General features: G+C 65.5%; 14 protein-coding genes and 1 pseudogene. 6 read left to right on the top strand and 9 right to left on the bottom strand.

Going from position 1 to position 15596, the window contains the following annotated elements; all coding sequences use genetic code 11:
* Positions 1-177: 177 nt before the first annotated feature.
* The 7 genes from ACP5M5_RS00075 to ACP5M5_RS00045 form a co-directional block, all read right to left on the bottom strand.
* Positions 178-1404, bottom strand: a complete 1227-nt coding sequence (locus ACP5M5_RS00075; RefSeq protein WP_427934767.1) for an ABC transporter substrate-binding protein — start codon at positions 1402-1404, stop codon at positions 178-180.
* 69 nt (positions 1405-1473) lie between these two features.
* Positions 1474-2241 (bottom strand): SDR family NAD(P)-dependent oxidoreductase, encoded by a 768-nt coding sequence (locus ACP5M5_RS00070; RefSeq protein ID WP_427934766.1) that lies wholly within the window; start codon positions 2239-2241, stop codon positions 1474-1476.
* Positions 2242-2305: 64 nt separating this feature from the next.
* Entirely contained in the window at positions 2306-3406 is a 1101-nt protein-coding gene (locus tag ACP5M5_RS00065; protein ID WP_427934765.1) for an energy transducer TonB, read from the bottom strand.
* Positions 3407-3533: 127 nt separating this feature from the next.
* Complete coding sequence (locus ACP5M5_RS00060) at positions 3534-4229, bottom strand: RraA family protein (protein ID WP_427934764.1); 696 nt, start codon at positions 4227-4229, stop codon at positions 3534-3536.
* A gap of 249 nt (positions 4230-4478) precedes the next feature.
* The gene (locus ACP5M5_RS00055) at positions 4479-5276 is read right to left on the bottom strand and encodes an FAD binding domain-containing protein (protein WP_427934762.1); all 798 of its coding nucleotides are present in this window, start codon (positions 5274-5276) and stop codon (positions 4479-4481) included.
* A 9-nt stretch (positions 5277-5285) separates the two neighbouring features.
* Complete coding sequence (locus tag ACP5M5_RS00050; protein WP_427934761.1) at positions 5286-7664, bottom strand: xanthine dehydrogenase family protein molybdopterin-binding subunit; 2379 nt, start codon at positions 7662-7664, stop codon at positions 5286-5288.
* Positions 7665-7764: 100 nt separating this feature from the next.
* Entirely contained in the window at positions 7765-8250 is a 486-nt protein-coding gene (locus ACP5M5_RS00045) for a (2Fe-2S)-binding protein (protein WP_427934760.1), read from the bottom strand.
* Between the two features lie 226 nt (positions 8251-8476).
* Here ACP5M5_RS00045 and ACP5M5_RS00040 point away from each other — a divergent pair, with 226 nt between their 5' ends.
* Both ACP5M5_RS00040 and ACP5M5_RS00035 read left to right on the top strand, forming a co-directional pair.
* On the top strand, positions 8477-9865 hold the full coding sequence (locus tag ACP5M5_RS00040; protein ID WP_427934759.1) for a dihydrolipoyl dehydrogenase: 1389 nt from the start codon (positions 8477-8479) through the stop codon (positions 9863-9865).
* A gap of 12 nt (positions 9866-9877) precedes the next feature.
* Positions 9878-10699 carry a class II glutamine amidotransferase gene (locus ACP5M5_RS00035; RefSeq protein WP_427934757.1) on the top strand — a complete coding sequence of 274 codons (822 nt, stop codon included), beginning with the start codon at positions 9878-9880 and terminating at the stop codon, positions 10697-10699.
* 95 nt (positions 10700-10794) lie between these two features.
* Here the strand turns inward: ACP5M5_RS00035 and ACP5M5_RS00030 are convergent.
* Positions 10795-11088, bottom strand: a pseudogene (locus ACP5M5_RS00030) (MerR family transcriptional regulator); the annotation flags it as partial.
* A gap of 136 nt (positions 11089-11224) precedes the next feature.
* Here ACP5M5_RS00030 and ACP5M5_RS00025 point away from each other — a divergent pair.
* From ACP5M5_RS00025 to ACP5M5_RS00010, 4 genes are all read left to right on the top strand, one after another.
* A complete protein-coding gene (locus ACP5M5_RS00025) occupies positions 11225-11809 on the top strand; it encodes a TlpA family protein disulfide reductase (protein WP_427934756.1) in 585 nt (194 codons plus the stop codon).
* Entirely contained in the window at positions 11806-12381 is a 576-nt protein-coding gene (locus ACP5M5_RS00020) for a hypothetical protein (RefSeq protein WP_427934755.1), read from the top strand. The genes ACP5M5_RS00025 and ACP5M5_RS00020 overlap by 4 nt, the downstream gene beginning before the upstream one ends.
* Before the next feature lie 13 nt (positions 12382-12394).
* Positions 12395-13825: a mercury(II) reductase gene (gene merA / locus ACP5M5_RS00015; protein ID WP_427934754.1), complete on the top strand. Its 1431-nt coding sequence runs from the start codon at positions 12395-12397 to the stop codon at positions 13823-13825.
* A 176-nt stretch (positions 13826-14001) separates the two neighbouring features.
* Entirely contained in the window at positions 14002-15144 is a 1143-nt protein-coding gene (locus ACP5M5_RS00010) for a glycosyltransferase family 4 protein (RefSeq protein WP_427934753.1), read from the top strand.
* Here ACP5M5_RS00010 and ACP5M5_RS00005 read toward each other — a convergent pair.
* A partial coding sequence (locus ACP5M5_RS00005) for an FkbM family methyltransferase (RefSeq protein WP_427934751.1) occupies positions 15139-15596 on the bottom strand: 458 nt, incomplete at its 5' end. The genes ACP5M5_RS00010 and ACP5M5_RS00005 overlap by 6 nt on opposite strands.

Raw genomic sequence — 15596 nt, 5'->3', positions numbered from 1 at the left:
AGAACAAAATAGGTACGATTTATTAACGACGGACAAACCAATGGTGTTGTTTTCCTGTTCTCTAAAAAACTTATCAATTTACCCAATTCTCTCATCGTGATCCAAATCATGCCCGTTATGGTTGCAGTATAGATCAGCCCCGGCGGCGGCGGGCCGCGAAGGCCGAGAGAGCGGCGCTCAGGTGTGAACGAGCGGGCAGCCGCCCTCGCTCATCGGGCGGAAGGCCTGATCGGCCGGGGTGGTCGCGACCATTTTCAGCCCGTCCCATGGCCCGCTGCTTTCCGCCGGGGTTTTCGCTTGAAAGAGATAGGAGGGGTGGATTTTGCGCCCGTCCTCGCGGATTTGACCGGGGCCGAAGCAATCATCGTCGGTCGGCATCGCCTTCATGCGCGCGACCGCCGCCCGCCCATCGGCCTTCGCCGCCGCAACCCCCATGTCCTGGGCCGCTTTGAGGTAATGTAAGGTTGCCGCGTAATCCCCGGCTTGGACCATGTTCGGCCATTGGTTCGGGGTTTTCGGCCGGATACGGTCCATGAAGGCCCGGGTGCGGTCATTCAGGTTCCAGTAGAAGCTTTCGGTGAGCAGCAGACCTTGCGCGGTCTCGAGGCCAAGCGCGTGGACATTGCTGTTATACATCAGCATCGCCGCCACTTTCATCGATTGCATCAGGCCGAACTCGCGCGCCTGCTTGATGCAGTTGATGGTATCGGCGCCGGAATTGCAGAGCCCGAGCACCTTGGCGCCGGAAGACTGCGCCTGCAGCAGAAAAGAGGAAAAATCGGTGGTGCCGGGGAAGGGATAGGTCGCGCTGCCCATCACCTTGCCGCCGGCCTCGCGCACGAAAGCGGCGGTATCGCGCTGCAATTGCTGACCGAAGACATAATCGGCGGTGATGAAGAACCAGCTATCGCCACCCGCCTTGACCATCGCGCCGCCGGTCGATTTCGCCAGCATATAGGTGTCATAGGTCCAATGGACGGTGTTCGGGCTGCATTGCTTGCCGGTGAGATCCGCCGACGCGGCGCCGGAATTCAGCATCACCTTGTTCTTCTCACGGCAGACGCTATTGACCGCGAGCGCGACCGAGGAGGTGGGCACATCGACGATCGCATCCACCCCGTCCTGGTCGAACCATTGCCGGGCGATGGCGGCGCCGATATCGGGCTTGTTTTGGTGATCGGCGGAGAGCACTTCGACCACCATGTCGCGACCGGCGGTGAATTCCTGCACCGCTTGGCGCGCGCAGGCGACCCCGGTCGGGCCGGTATCGTCGCGATAGGGGCCGGATTGGTCGTTGAGAACGCCGATGCGAAGCACCGGGCCCTTCGTCTGGGCGAAGGCCGCGCGCTGCATGAAGCTAGTGGTCGCGGCGCCGGCGATCAGGCCCCGTCGTGTCAGAGTCATTGTGTTTTTCTCCCTCAGAATCGCGCAGCGGAGCTTGGCCGCCCGCCGCCTGCGGCGCAAGCGGGCTATTCAGGCGGCGGAATAGCCGCCATCGGCGACATAGGCGGCGCCGGTGACGAAAGACGCGCGATCGGACAACAGCCAAAGCACCAGCTCGGCGATCTCCTCGGGTGTTCCGAGGCGCGCGAAGGGCACGGCGCGCAGAATGTCTTCGCCGCGCGTCGGCATGTGCGGTGCCACCATCGGCGTGTCGATATAGCCCGGGCAGACGGCGTTCACCCGGATCCCGAGCGGCGCGCATTCGAGGGCGGCGGTGCGGGTGAGGCCGATCACCCCGTGCTTGCTCGCGACATAGGCGCTCGCGCCGCGCAGCCCGACGAGCCCGGCGACGGACGCGGTATTGACGATCGCGCCGCCGCCGGCCCGCGCCAGCGCCGTGATTTCATGCTTCATGGCGAGGAACACGCCGGTGAGATTGACCGCGATCACCCGCGCGAAGGCGTCCTCGCGCCATTCGGTGATCGGCGTTGCGGCGCAGCCGACCGCGGCCGGGCTGATCCCGGCATTGTTGAAGGCGCCGTCGAGCTTGCCGAATTTCGCGACCGTCTCGGCGACGAACCGCGCGACATCGGCTTCGTTGCTCACGTCGCCGGCGAGCGCCAGCGCCCTGCCGCCGGCCGCCGTGATGTCGCCGGCGGTTGCTTCCGCCGCGGCTGCGCTCAGATCGGCGAGAGCGACCGCCGCCCCCGCGCGCGCGAGCAAAAGCGCTGACGCGCGCCCGATCCCCGAGCCGCCGCCGCTCACCAACACCACCTTGCCGGCCATTGCGTCTGTCATGGTTTCCTCCCGTTTATGGTTTCATCGAGCCCGCCCGCGCTTTGGGCCGCGCCGGCAGATCGTCTCAGTTATGGTAGATCACGTAATGGATGGTGAGATCGATGGTCACCCGCTCCTCCTCGGTGCCGATCGGGAACGGCGGCAGATCGGCATCCCGGAACAGCCCGACGGCGGCGCTGTCGAGGCGCTGCGAGCCGGATTGGCGCTCGAGTTCGACGGATTCAACATGGCCATCGCGATTGACCACCACGCGGACTTCGTTGATCCCCTGCTCGCCGCGCTTGGCGGCGTCTTCGGGGTAGTATTTATGCTGCTCGATCCAGTCGGCGAGTTCGTTGCGCCAATCGGCGCCGAGTTCTTTTGCCGAAATCTTGGCAAACGGCGTGATCGAGGTCGGGCCGAGCGCGGCCGGACCGAGCGCGAATTTGCTCAGGGAGGGCAAGCTCTTGGCAAAAACATGCATCGGCGCGTAGGCGCTGCCTTTGCGTGCGGTCTCGGCGCGCGGCGCCGGGGCGCTTGGCGTGGTGGGCGGTGAGGGCGTCAGCGGCCGTGCGTTGGGCGGCGGCATGACCATCGCCTGCTCGATCGGTTTTTGCGTGTTTGGTGCGGCGGTTTGCGCTGCCGGCGGCGGCGGGACGGCTTCGGCGAGCGGCGATGGCGATGCGATCAGAGGTGGCGCCGGGGAAGCGGCGGTCGCTTGCGACGGCGGCGGCGGGCTGGCGGTGGCTGCCGGCGCCGCGGCCGGCGCCGCCTCCTGCGGTGGCACTGGTGGCACTGGCAAGGCCGGCGCGTTGCGCGCCGCGGCGGACGGCGGCGGTGACGGCGCGAGGGCTTCGGGGACCGCCGCCGGGCGCGGCGGCAAATTCGCCTCTTTGCTCGGGTTGGGCAGCTTCGGCCCCGCCGAACTGCCCGACTCGAACACCATCGCGATGCCCGGCGGCGGTAGCGGCTCGATGGTGGTGCGGTGATAGACGCCAAGGGTCAGCAGCACCAAAATGGCGAGATGCGCGGCCCCTGACCAGATCAGCGGCGGCGCGATCCGGGCCTTGCGGCGGCTTTGCCGGCGCGCCGGAAGATCGAGCCCAGCCATCGTCGTCGCGTCCCAGACGCGCGAACGCCAAGGCACGCGCTGGGTTACCGGAAAGGCACGAAATTCACGCGGCATGGCGAACAACCGGGCACAAAGCTAAAGGGTCGTGCGCTGAGCGCCGTCCGCGACCCGTTCTTTCAGCATGCGATATAAGCGATCGCCCGGAAAAAAGCGAACCCGCCGCGCGCCGGATTTGCGTTGCTCAGTGAATTTCCCCCGAGCGGCGCAGCGCCTCGCGCAGCTTCGCCGGCGAAAAATCCGCGGTCCGGCAGACATCGAGGATCACCTTCTCGCGGCGGGAGACGAGGTCGATCGCGGCGGGCAATTGGGTCACCGCCGCCGCCGGGATCACCACCGCGCCATGGCGATCGGCGTGGATCACGTCGTCATGGCCGGCTTGCATGCCGAAAATATTCACCGGCCCGCCGAAATCGACGAGATGGACATGCGCATGGCTCGGCCCGACGCGGCCGCCGATGATCTGAAATCCCGGCGCCAGCGCATCGAGGTCACGGAACGACCCGTTGGTGACGCAGCCGAGAACCCCGAGCGCCTTGTGAATGGTGGAATTGACCTCGCCCCAAAAGGCGCCATAGCCCGGCCGATCGTCGAGATCCTGCAAGAGGGCGATGGTCGGCAAATCCCCGGCCGCGACATACTCATACCACGCCGCGCGTTCGGCAACCCGCCCGCGCGGCGGCTCCTTCGCGCGCAGCGTGCCGGTGCGCGCGAGACCGACGATCGGCGGCAGCGTCTCGTTGGCGACGGCCATCGGCTCGACCGTGAAACCGATGGCGCGGCGTTCGGGGACGATCAATTCGAGACCATTGCAGATCGTCGGCGTATCCCATTGCGCCAATTTTTCGAGATCGGCGCGGGTGAACGGAAAATCGACCATGCGAGGCTCCCATGTATGACGGACGGGGGAGGGAGGGAAGGCCAGGGCGCTGCCCTGGACCCGCTGGGGGCAGTGCCCCCAGACCCACATCCCGGGAAGATTTTTCTGGCGGGGCGCAACAGAGCGCCAGCCAGCGCCTTGTCACGCCCCGCCAGAAAAATCCTTAAGGAATCGGGTCCAGGGACTCTGTCCCTGGTGGGGTCCAGGGGCAAAGCCCCTGGCCTTCCCCTTCTTCCCCGTCGTTGACGTTCAGGCGGCGGCGGCCACGGCGCGGCGCGCCATCACGGTGATCAGATGGGCGCGATAAGCGGCGCTGCCGTGAATATCGCTGTTCAGCCCTTCCGGTGAGACCTTGATCGCGGCGATCGCATCCGGCGACCAGGATTTGGCGAGCGCCGCTTCCATGTCGGGCACCCGGAACACGCCGCTCTGCCCCGCGCCGGTGACGGCGACCCGCACCCCGGCCGGCCCCTTGGCAACGAACACGCCGACCATGGCGTAACGCGAGGCGGGCTGGCGGAATTTCTCATAGGCCGATTTCTCGACCGGCAGCGGGAATTCGACGGCGGTGATCAGTTCATCGGGTTCGAGCGCGGTCGTGAACATGCCCTGGAAGAAATCATCGGCCTTGATCGCCCGCTTATTGGTCTTGATGACGGCACCCAGCGCCAAGACCGCCGCCGGATAGCAGGCGGAAGGGTCGTTATTGGCGAGCGAGCCGCCGATGGTGCCGCGATGGCGGACCTGATTGTCGCCGATCCAGGAGGCGAGATTGGCAAGGCCCGGGATCGCTTTCCTCACCTCTGCCGAACGGGCGACGGTCGCGTGCGTGGTCATCGCGCCGATGGTGAGCGCCTGGCCGGTAACGCTGATGCCGCTCAAGCCGAGGCCGGCGAGATCGATCACCGATGTGGGCTTGTTGAGCCGCTGCTTGAGCACCGGGATGAAGGTCTGGCCGCCGGCGATCGCCTTGGCCTCCGGCTCGGTGGCGAGGAGCTTCACCGCCTCGGCGACGCTGGCCGGTTTCTGATATGCGAAATCGTACATGTTTGGCTCCTATTCCGCGGCCATCTTCGGCCGGTTGGCCGCTATGATCGACCAGATCTTTTCCGCCGTCGCCGGCATATCGATATGCTTGACCCCGTAATCCTTAAGGGCATCGACGACGGCGTTGATCACCGCCGGCGGGCTGCCGATGGCGCCTACCTCGCCGCACCCTTTTGAGCCCAGCGGGTTGTGGGTGCAGAGGGTGATTTCGGTGCCGACGGTGATATTGGGGAGATTATCGGCGCGCGGCATGGTGTAGTCCATGAACGAGCCGGAGAGGAGCTGGCCGCTCGCGTCATAAGCCGCCCCCTCGAGCAGCGCCTGGCCGATCCCTTGCGCGATCCCGCCTTGCACCTGGCCTTCGACGATCATCGGGTTGATCACCCGCCCGACATCATCGACGGCGACGAAATTGACCACCGTGGTGACGCCGGTTTCCGGATCGATCTCGACTTCGCAAACATGGCAGCCGCCGGGATAGGTGAAGTTCTTCGGGTCGTAAAACGCGGTTTCCTCGAGCCCTGGCTCCAATTCTTCGATCGGATAATTGTGCGGGACATAGGCCGCGAGCGAGATTTCGGCCAGTGCCTTCGCTTTGTCGGTGCCGGCGACGCGAAAGACGCCGTCTTTGAACTCGATATCCTCGACGGAGGCTTCCAGCAAATGGGCGGCGATGCGTTTGCCCTTGGCGATGATCTTGTCCATCGCCTTGACCATCGCCGAGCCACCGACGGCGAGCGAACGGCTGCCATAGGTGCCCATGCCGAAGGGGATTTCCCCGGTATCGCCATGCACCACGTCCACCTGATCGAGCGGCACACCGAGCTGGTCAGCGACCAACTGTGCCATCGTCGTCTCATGGCCTTGGCCGTGGCTATGGGCGCCGGTGAAGACGGTGACGCTGCCGGTCGGGTGGACGCGGATATTGGCGACCTCATAGAGGCCGGCGCGGGCGCCGAGGGCGCCGGCGACCTGGCTCGGCGCGATGCCGCAGGCTTCGAGATAGGTGGAAATCCCGATACCGCGCAGCTTGCCGCGCCGCGCCGCCTCCGCCCGGCGGGCCGGAAAGCCGGCATAATCGGCGGCTTTGAGCGCCTCGGCGAGCGTCATTTCGTGATTGCCGCTGTCATATTGCAGGGCGACCGGGGTCTGATAGGGATAGGCGTCGGCGGGGATGAAATTCTTCCGCCGCAGTTCCACCCGGTCGATCCCGGTCTCCTGCGCGACGACATCGACCAGGCGTTCGAGCAGGAACGCCGCCTCCGGCCTCCCAGCGCCGCGATAGGCATCGACCGGGACGGTGTTGGTGAAGATCGCCTTGACCTCGGCATAGATCGCCGGGGTTTTATAGACGCCGGCAAGCAGCGTCGCATAGAGATAGGTCGGGACGGAGGGCGCGAAGGTCGAGAGATAAGCGCCCATATTGGCGAGCGTCGCGACCCGCAGCGCAAGGAAATGGCCTTCCGCATCGACCGCCATTTCGGCGTGGGTGACATGGTCGCGGCCATGCGCGTCCGACATGAAGCTTTCCGAGCGCTCGGCGGTCCATTTCACCGGCCGGCGCAATTTGCCCGCGGCCCAGGTGACGATCGCTTCTTCGGCGTAGTGATAGATTTTCGACCCAAACCCGCCGCCGACATCGGGGGCGATGACGCGGAGCTTGTGTTCGGGGATGTGCAGCACGAAGGCGCCCATCAGGAGGCGGATGACGTGCGGGTTCTGGCTGGTGGTGGAAAGCGTGTAATGGCCCGCGACATCGCATTCGCCGAGGGCCGCGCGTGGCTCCATCGCGTTCGGGATCAGCCGGTTATTGACGAGGTCGAGTTTGACCACGTGCTTGGCGCGCGCGAACGCGGCATCGACGGCGTCTTTGTCGCCGATATGCCAGTCATAGCAGACATTGCCCGCGACCTCGTCATGCACCAAGGGGGCGCCGGGGGCGCTGGCCGCGCGGATATCGGCAACGCCCGGCAAATCCTCGAAATCGATTGCTAGCAATTCCGCCGCGTCCTTGGCCTGCGCCTTGGTTTCGGCGATCACCACGGCGATCGGGTCGCCGACATGCCGCACCTTGCCGAGGGCGAGCACCGGGTGCGGCGGCTCGGCCATCGGGCTGCCATCCTTGCTGTGGATCTGCCAGCCACAGGGCAGCCCGCCGATGCCATCGGCCGCCATGTCGGCGCCGGTATAGACCGCGATCACCCCGGGCGCGGCGGCGGCGGCGCTGGTATCGATGCCGCGAATGCGCGCATGCGGGCGATCGGAGCGGCGGATAGCGGCGTAAACCTGGCCGGGGCGGTTCATGTCATCGACATAGCGACCACGTCCGGCCAAGAACCGGCCATCTTCACGGCGCTTGACGGAAGCGCCAATCCCTTCGAAAGCCATGCCACCCTCCCTCGGGGTATCGTGCGGATGCGTATTGTTTTTGCCGCGTCGCGTTACAAAAATCCCACTTGCCGAGCCAATCTCTGTCGCGACTGTCGCGTCAGGCCGCCTGTTTTTGATGCATCAAGGGGAAGGCCGCGGCGATCGCCTTGACGATGTTGTGATAGCCGGTGCAGCGGCAGAGATTGCCCTCGAGTTCCTCGCGGATTTGCGCCTCGCTCAGCCCCTCGGGATGTTTTTGCACGATGTCGATCGCGCTCATCACCATCCCCGGGGTGCAGAAGCCGCATTGCAAGGCGTGATGCTCGCGAAACATCGCTTGCATTGGATGGAGCGTGCCATCGGCGTGCGCCAACCCTTCGATGGTGGTAACCCGGGCGCCATCCGCTTGCACCGCGAGCATGGTGCAGGATTTCACCGAATCCCCGTTCACATGCACAACGCACGCGCCGCATTGGCTGGTGTCGCAGCCGACATGCGTGCCCGTGAGGCCGAGTTTCTCGCGCAACAGCTCGACCAGCAGCGTGCGCCCCTCAACCTCGGCCGATACAGCCTTGCCGTTCACCGTCAGCGAAATTTTCGGCATCCTGTTTCCCCTTTGCACCCTCTGCCGCCCGCTGCTGGCGGGCGCTCTTGAGGATGAGTGTGCCGGCGAGGCCTTGCAGGGTCAAGGGGGAGCGGTGCGGAGGCGTGCCCCTCTTCTCTTGACCTGGATCATCGACGGGGTCGGCCTGCGGGCGCACGCTTATCGCGGTCGCGAGCCGACAGAGCTGCTTTGCCGGCCTGATCGATGACGCGGGGAGAGGAGAGATATGGGAAACGCGGCGCGGATTGATGTCATGGTGCTCGGCGCTGGCGGCGGCGGCTACCCCGCCGCCTTCCGCCTTGCCGGCGCGGGGCGCGCGGTCGTGATGGTCGATCCGTTCGGCAATCTCGGTGGCGATTGCTTGGCCGAAGGCTGCGTGCCCTCAAAGGCGGTGCGCGAGGCGGCGCTCGTGCGCACCTGGCCGGCGAAATATCGGCTCTTCGGGTTGCGCGGCGAGACTCCCGAGGTCGATTGGCGGGGCGTGTTGGCGCACAAGGATCGGGTGCAGTCCCTCCGCTATGCCCAGCACCGCGAGGAGATCGCGGCATCGACGCTGACGCTGCTCAAAGGCAGCGGCCGGATCATCGATGACCACACCGTCGAGGTCACGACCGAGAGCGGCGATAGCCTGCGCTATCACGCCCAGCACCTGATCATCGCGACCGGGTCGCGCCCGCATCGGCTGCCGATCCCAGGCGCCGAGCTTGCCGTGACCTCGCATGATATCTTTCGCCTCGGGGCCGATTTGCCGTTCCCGCGCCGGCTGGTTGCGATCGGCGGCGGCTATATCGGGCTCGAGACCGCCTCGATGCTGCAACATCTCGGCGCCGCGGCGACGGTTTTGGAAGCGACGGAGGAGATTTTGCCGGGCGTCGATCCCGCGCTCGCGCGTTATCTGCACCGGGCGCTGGCGCGGCGGATGACCCTGGTCACCGGCGCCAAGGTGACGGCGATCGCGCGTGGCGCTGAGGGCGATCTTGAGGTTCGCTATGAGAGCGCGGGCAAGATGCGCACCTTGGCCGCGGATTGCGTGCTGATGGCGACCGGGCGCGAGGCGGTCGTGCCGGAGGGGATCGCGGCGCTCGGCCTGCCGGCGGGGCGGATCGGTGTCGATGACCGGCTGCGCACCGCGCTCGCGCATGTCTATGCGCCGGGCGACGTGAATGGGCGCAGCATGCTGTTTCACTCCGCCGTCTGCCAAAGCGTGATCGTCGCGGAGGCGATTTTGAGCGACGGCCAGGCCCCGGCGCGGATGAATTTCGCCGCCGTCCCCTTCACCGTCTTCACCGAACCGGAAGTCGCCTGGGTGGGTGTGACGGAGGCGCAAGCGGCGCGGCAAAATATTCCAGTGGTGACCTCGACTTACGATTTTCGCACCGATTCGCGGGCGCAAATTTTCGACGAGATGGAGGGTTTTTTGACGCTCGTTTTCGCCAAGCGCGGCGGCAGCCTGATCGGTGCCCAGGTCGCCGGGCTCGACGCGGCCCAGGTCATCGCGCCGCTGGCGCTCGCCGTCCACACCGGCACGACCGCCTCGACCCTGAGCGTTATGGCCTTCCCGCACCCGATGGTCACAGAGGGTATCAACAAGGCGGCGCGGGCGGTGCGGCTCTGAGCGGGCGGCGCCATGTGTGAGTTGCTCGGCATCGCTGCCTCGGTTCCGATCAGCGCCCGCTTCTCGCTGCGGCGGCTGGCGCGGCATGGCCGGGGGGCGGGCGCGCCGATCGATGGCTGGGGCGTCGTTTTTCATGACGGCACCGATGCGCGCTGCTATCGCGAGCCGGAGCCGGCGGGGAAAAGCGCCTGGCTCCGCTTTCTCGAACGCCATCAGCCGCCGGCGCGCATCGTGATTTCCCATATCCGGCTGGCAACCGCCGGGACGGTTGCGCTGCGGAACACCCATCCTTTCGTGCGCGAACTCGGCGGGCGTATCCACAGTTTCGCCCATAACGGCCGTCTGCCCGGGATCGAGACGCTGGCCGGCGGCGAGACGAGCTGTTTTCATCCCGTGGGAGAGTCAGATTCCGAGCGCGCCTTTTGCCTTCTCCTCAGCCGCCTCGCGCCGTTATGGCGCGGCGCCGTGCCGTCTGCTGCGGCGCGGCTTGCGGTGATCAAGCGTTTCGCGTCTGATCTCCGCGCGCTGGGGCCGGCCAATTTCCTCTATTCCGACGGCGACTATCTCTTCGCGCACGCGCATCGCCGGCATCAGCGCAGCGGGCGGATCGAGCCGCCGGGCCTCTGGCATCTCGCCTGCCCGTGTGCTGATGCCGGAATGGCGGTGCGTGAGGCCGGCGTCGCCCTGGTCGCGGGCGCGGCGCCGCACCCTGTCGATGTCTTTGCGAGCGTGCCGCTCTCGGGCGCGCCCTGGCGCCCGCTCGCCGAAGGCGACGTGGTGATGGTGCCGGCCGAGGCGCCGGCCAACGTCTCGATCAGCGGGCAGCCTGGCTGACCTTCGGCCTCGCCGCGGGCGTCGCATTGCGCGATCAAAGCGCTCAACGCCTTCTGCATTGCGCGCAAATCGGCGATCTTGCGCCTAATTCCGGCGAGATGGGTGCTTGCGAGGTCTTTCACCTCGGCGCAGGGCACGGCGCTGGCCTCAGCGAGGCGCAGCAACGCGCGCACCTCATCGAGGGTGAAGCCGAGTTCGCGACAGCGCAGGATAAAGAGCAGGCGCTGATGATGCGCGGGGCCATAGGTCCGATAGCCGTTGGCGGCGCGTGGCGGCGCGGCCAGCAGCCCGGCTTTCTCATAATAGCGGACGGTTTCGAGATGGCAGCCGGCACGCTGGGCGAGTTCGCCCCGCGTTATGAGCCGTTTCGGGAGCGGTGTCGGAGACATCACCGATGCGTGATTTTGCCGCACGAAAAAACTCCTTGAGCCTGTAGTCACTACAAGGACTAGGGTATCGCCCGAGCAGACGCGTGGCAAGCCGCCGAACCGGCTTTGCGCTCGCCGCGCCCATTGGGAGAGTGTGATGAAGACAGCAAAGCGTGCTTGGATCGCCTTTGGCGTTGGCGCCGCGATGGTCGGCGTGAGCGCCGCCGTCTCGCTCAGTTGGGCACAACCGGCGCAACCCAAAGGCACGATGGGGCCGATGAATGGCCCGGCGCCGGCGAACGCGCGCGCCGTTGATGCGCCGCTCCTCATCGATGGCAAAACCGTGCCGCTCGAGACGTTCAGCGGCCAGCCGGTGATGGTCTGGCAGGTCGCGACCTGGTGCGGAAGCTGCGCCGTCGGTCTCAAGACGATGGCGCAAAACCTCGCCCTGATCGACGCCTCTCATCTCAAGGTCATTATCCTCAGAGATTATCAGAACGGCGGCTATCCCGGCGAGACCATGGAAAAATTCGTCGCGGCCAACGCCCCGGCGCTGCTTCACGATCCCCATATCGTCATCGGCGAGGACACGGAGGCATTCTTCAACCAATACAACCCGCATCATTACGTCGATGTCTATCATCTGATCGGCGCGAACGGCGACATCGTCGCCATCTCCTCAGCGCCCTCGATGACCTTCGACAAGATCAAGCAGTTCATCACCGCCGAGGGAAACTCATGAGTGCGGCGCTGTCTGAGCGGGCGCTCAGCGTGCCGCGCGCGCTCACGATCGTCCTCGCCTCCCGGCGCGCCAAGATCGCAACCGGCGCCGTGTTCGTGCTCTTGACCGTCTTCTACGCGATGCTGTTGCCGGCGACCTATACCAGCGGCGTCATCGGGCTGGTTTCGCTCCGCTATCTGACGCCGGGGATGCTGGGGCTCGCGCTCGTGATGGCAGCGCTTCTGGCGCTGACCGTCAGTCTCGGGGTCTATGGTTTTCAGCAGGGGGCGGGTGCGAAGCCAGCGGGGAGCGTGGTGGGCGCCATTCTCGCGGCGCTGCCGCCATTGCTGTGCTGCTCGCCGATATTGCCGCTCGCGATCGCCATGGTCGCCGCGGTGTTGCCGGCCGCCGGCTCCTTCGGCGTGCCGTTTCAGGGCTTCATCGCCACCCACGAAGCAACCCTCTACGCCATCGCGATCGCCCTGATGGCCTGGGGCCTCTATGGCAACGCGCGGCGTGTGCTCTCTTGCCCGCATTGCCTGCTCCCCCGCAGCACAGCCGATGCCGGCTGCGCCATTCCGACGAGAAAATAAGGAAAGAAATCCTATGGCTGACTGTTGTGCGGCGCCCGGCGCGGGCGCATCGACCCCGGATCTCGTGGTGATCGGCGCCGGCTCGGCGGGATTTTCGGCGGCGATCCGGGCGAGCGAACTCGGCGCGCGCGTCGCCTTGATCGGGTCGGGGACGATCGGCGGCACCTGCGTCAATATCGGCTGCGTGCCGTCCAAAACGCTGATCCGCGCCGCCGAGACGCTGCATCAGGCGAGGGCGGCGGCGCGTTTTGCCGGGATCGCGGCGGCGGCGCGCTTGACCGATTGGTCGGCGCTGGTCGCGCAGAAAGATGCCTTGGTCGCCGATCTGCGCGAGGCGAAATATGCCGCCCTGCTGCCCGAATACGAGGGCATCCGCTATGTCGCGGGCGCCGCCCGCTTCACCGCGGGCGGCCTCGTTGCCGGCGATGAGCATTTCCCCGCCGCGCGCGTCGTCATCGCCACCGGCGCCGCACCGGCGATCCCAGCGATTCCAGGCATCAACGAGGTGCCCTATCTCACCAGCACCTCGGCGCTCGCGCTCGCGCGGCTGCCGCGTTCGCTGGTGATCATCGGTGGCGGGGTCATCGGCTGCGAATTGGGCCAGATGTTCGCGCGCTTCGGCGTCGCCGTCACCCTCGTCTGCCGCTCGCATCTCCTGCCCGGCTTCGCGCCAGAGGTGGTCGCGGCGCTGACCGGCCATCTGCGTGAGGAAGGCATCACCATCCGCTGCGGCGTTGCCTATCAGCGCATCACGCGTGATGCGGCGGGCATCGCCCTCGCCGTGACGGCCGATGGCCGGCCGGAAACCATCAGCGCCGAGCAGGTTCTGGTCGCGACCGGGCGGGCGCCGAACAGCGCCGGGCTCGACCTCCATGCCGCCGGCATCGCGACCGACGCGCGCGGCGCCATCACCGTCGATGAGTTTCTCGCAACCTCGCGCCCTGGGGTTTATGCCGCCGGCGACGTCACTGGCCGCGACCAGTTCGTCTATATGGCGGCCTATGGCGCGAAGCTCGCGGCCGAGAATGCGCTGGCCGGCAATGCCCGCCGCTATGACGCAAGCGCCATGCCGGAGGTAGTGTTCACCGACCCGCAAGCGGCGCGTGTCGGCCTCACCGAAGCCCAAGCCCGCGCCGAGGGGCACGCGGTGCGTACGGTGACGCTGGCGCTCGATCAGGTGCCGCGGGCGCTCGCCGCGCGCGATACCCGCGGGCTGATCACGCTGGTCGCCGAGGAGGGCAGCCTGCGCTTGCTCGGCGCGCACATCCTCGCGCCAGAAGGGGCGGATGCGATCCAGACGGCGGTGCTCGCGATCAAGCACCGGCTGACCGTCACCGATCTCGCCGAAACCCTGTTTCCCTATCTCACCACCGTCGAGGGACTGAAACTCGCAGCCCTCGGCTTCACCAAAGACGTCGCCAAACTCTCCTGCTGCGCCGGGTAGGGGTTTTCCCCCGCGCGGTCGCTATCGGGCAGCGGCGGCGCGGGCGGCGGCGAATTCGCTATTCCATGGCCGCGCACCGCGTGTAGAGTGACGCGGTGCGCGCATTATTGATCTGCCCCGATACCCCGCCAGATGCGGTAAACCAAGCCGGCGGTACGCGGCGGCTTGGCCTTTTCGTGGACGCGATTGGCCGGATCGCCAATGAAATCGAGATGCTCTTTCTCGTTCCCGAAAATTTCATTCGGGAGGCGCCGGACGAGGCAACGCTATCCCGCCAGCAATCGGCTTTCTGGGGGCAGAATATCCGGGTGACCCTCGCGCCGCTCGACCGGAGAAAGGAAAACAACCTCAACCATTATGTGCTGCCCTCGCTCTCGGTCCGGCATCACCCGTTTTTTTCTGCCTATTCCGGGCCGCGACAGGTGGCGGCGATTACTGCGCAGTTGCAGCGAAAACCCGATCTCGTCTTCGTGCAAAGGCTCGCGGCGATGTCCCCGGTTTTGCAGACGAGAGCGGCTTTGCCGCCGATTTTCTTTGATCTCGATGACGTCGAACACAAAGCGCGGCTGCGCTCGGCGCTGGCGCCGCCGCGCTATCTCGGGAAATACGCCTATCTCTCGCAGATTCCGGCGATCCATCTGGCGGAACGGCGCGCGGCGCGGCTGGCGCGGGCGGTGTTCGTGTGCTCGGAACTCGATCAACGTTATCTCGGCGCGCTGGGGTTGCGGCGGGTGCATGTCGTACCGAACGCGGTGCCGCTGCCGCAAAAGCGGGAATATCGCGTCGTTCAAGAGCCAACGATCCTCTATCTCGGCAATTATGGCCATGCGCCGAATATCGGCGCCGCCGAGCGGCTGATCCGCCGCATTTTCCCGGCGGTGCGGGCCAGGGTGCCGGGTGCGCGGCTGCTGATTGCGGGGAGCCCTGCGGCGGCGTTGCCGTCTTCGAAAAATCCACCTGAGGGCGTGAATTTCCTCGGCTTCGTTCCCGATCTTCAGGCGCTTTACGCCGCATCGCGGGTGGTATGCTGCCCGATCACCGAGGGCGGAGGAACCAGGGTCAAGATCGTCGAGGCCGGCGCCTATGGCCGGCCGGTGGTCTCAACGCGCGTCGGCGCCGAGGGGCTGAATTTCGTTGCCGACCGAGAAATCATCCTGGCCGAGAGCGACGACGACCTCAGCCGCGCCTGCATCGCGCTGTTGAATGACGCCGAACGGTGCGAAAAGATCGGCGTCGTCATCCAAGAAAAAGTGTATCAGGCATACAACCCAGAGCGGATCGTCGAGTCGATCACGAACTTAATTAAGCGTGGCCTATAGCCGGCTCTTGTTGATCATATAGAGATCGAATTCGATCAGGCGCGGGAAATGCCCTTCGTTGTTCGGAAAAATCCCACTCATGACAAAATCCCTAGCTTCGAGATAATCGATAATGTCTTTGTAAACGGGCGCATTTTGATATATCGGTACCACCGACACCTCTACTTGCAAGGCGGGAATAGCGGCGAGGCTGCGAGAGGCACCTTTGAGAACTTCTAGATCGAATCCTTGAGTATCTACCTTCAAGTAGACGTTCTTCTTGTGGTATTTTCGATTAATCTCATCATAAACTTCGTCAACCGTACGGGTTTTCACCATAACTTTTTCTCGCACGACGTTGAGATCAACAAACAATTTGGTGTCGTCGTGTTTTGGATCTCGAAATGAATTGAGTTCTGTGTTCTCCATCACGTTAAATTCGAATTCGCCGTTTTCTGAGCCCAACGCGATAT

It is taken from the genome of Acidibrevibacterium sp., from assembly GCF_049965395.1.
Lineage (GTDB): Bacteria > Pseudomonadota > Alphaproteobacteria > Acetobacterales > Acetobacteraceae > Acidibrevibacterium > Acidibrevibacterium fodinaquatile.
This window is presented reverse-complemented; position numbering and strand designations above follow the sequence as displayed.

What these genes read in the sequence shown, in the direction of transcription:
- ACP5M5_RS00075 (WP_427934767.1), bottom strand. Translation starts at nt 1,404, where the DNA reads ATGACTCTGACACGACGGGGCCTGATCGCCGGCGCCGCGACCACTAGC.
- ACP5M5_RS00070 (WP_427934766.1), bottom strand. Translation starts at nt 2,241, where the DNA reads ATGACAGACGCAATGGCCGGCAAGGTGGTGTTGGTGAGCGGCGGCGGC.
- ACP5M5_RS00065 (WP_427934765.1), bottom strand. Translation starts at nt 3,406, where the DNA reads ATGCCGCGTGAATTTCGTGCCTTTCCGGTAACCCAGCGCGTGCCTTGG.
- ACP5M5_RS00060 (WP_427934764.1), bottom strand. Translation starts at nt 4,229, where the DNA reads ATGGTCGATTTTCCGTTCACCCGCGCCGATCTCGAAAAATTGGCGCAA.
- ACP5M5_RS00055 (WP_427934762.1), bottom strand. Translation starts at nt 5,276, where the DNA reads ATGTACGATTTCGCATATCAGAAACCGGCCAGCGTCGCCGAGGCGGTG.
- ACP5M5_RS00050 (WP_427934761.1), bottom strand. Translation starts at nt 7,664, where the DNA reads ATGGCTTTCGAAGGGATTGGCGCTTCCGTCAAGCGCCGTGAAGATGGC.
- ACP5M5_RS00045 (WP_427934760.1), bottom strand. Translation starts at nt 8,250, where the DNA reads ATGCCGAAAATTTCGCTGACGGTGAACGGCAAGGCTGTATCGGCCGAG.
- ACP5M5_RS00040 (WP_427934759.1), top strand. Translation starts at nt 8,477, where the DNA reads ATGGGAAACGCGGCGCGGATTGATGTCATGGTGCTCGGCGCTGGCGGC.
- ACP5M5_RS00035 (WP_427934757.1), top strand. Translation starts at nt 9,878, where the DNA reads ATGTGTGAGTTGCTCGGCATCGCTGCCTCGGTTCCGATCAGCGCCCGC.
- ACP5M5_RS00025 (WP_427934756.1), top strand. Translation starts at nt 11,225, where the DNA reads ATGAAGACAGCAAAGCGTGCTTGGATCGCCTTTGGCGTTGGCGCCGCG.
- ACP5M5_RS00020 (WP_427934755.1), top strand. Translation starts at nt 11,806, where the DNA reads ATGAGTGCGGCGCTGTCTGAGCGGGCGCTCAGCGTGCCGCGCGCGCTC.
- merA (WP_427934754.1), top strand. Translation starts at nt 12,395, where the DNA reads ATGGCTGACTGTTGTGCGGCGCCCGGCGCGGGCGCATCGACCCCGGAT.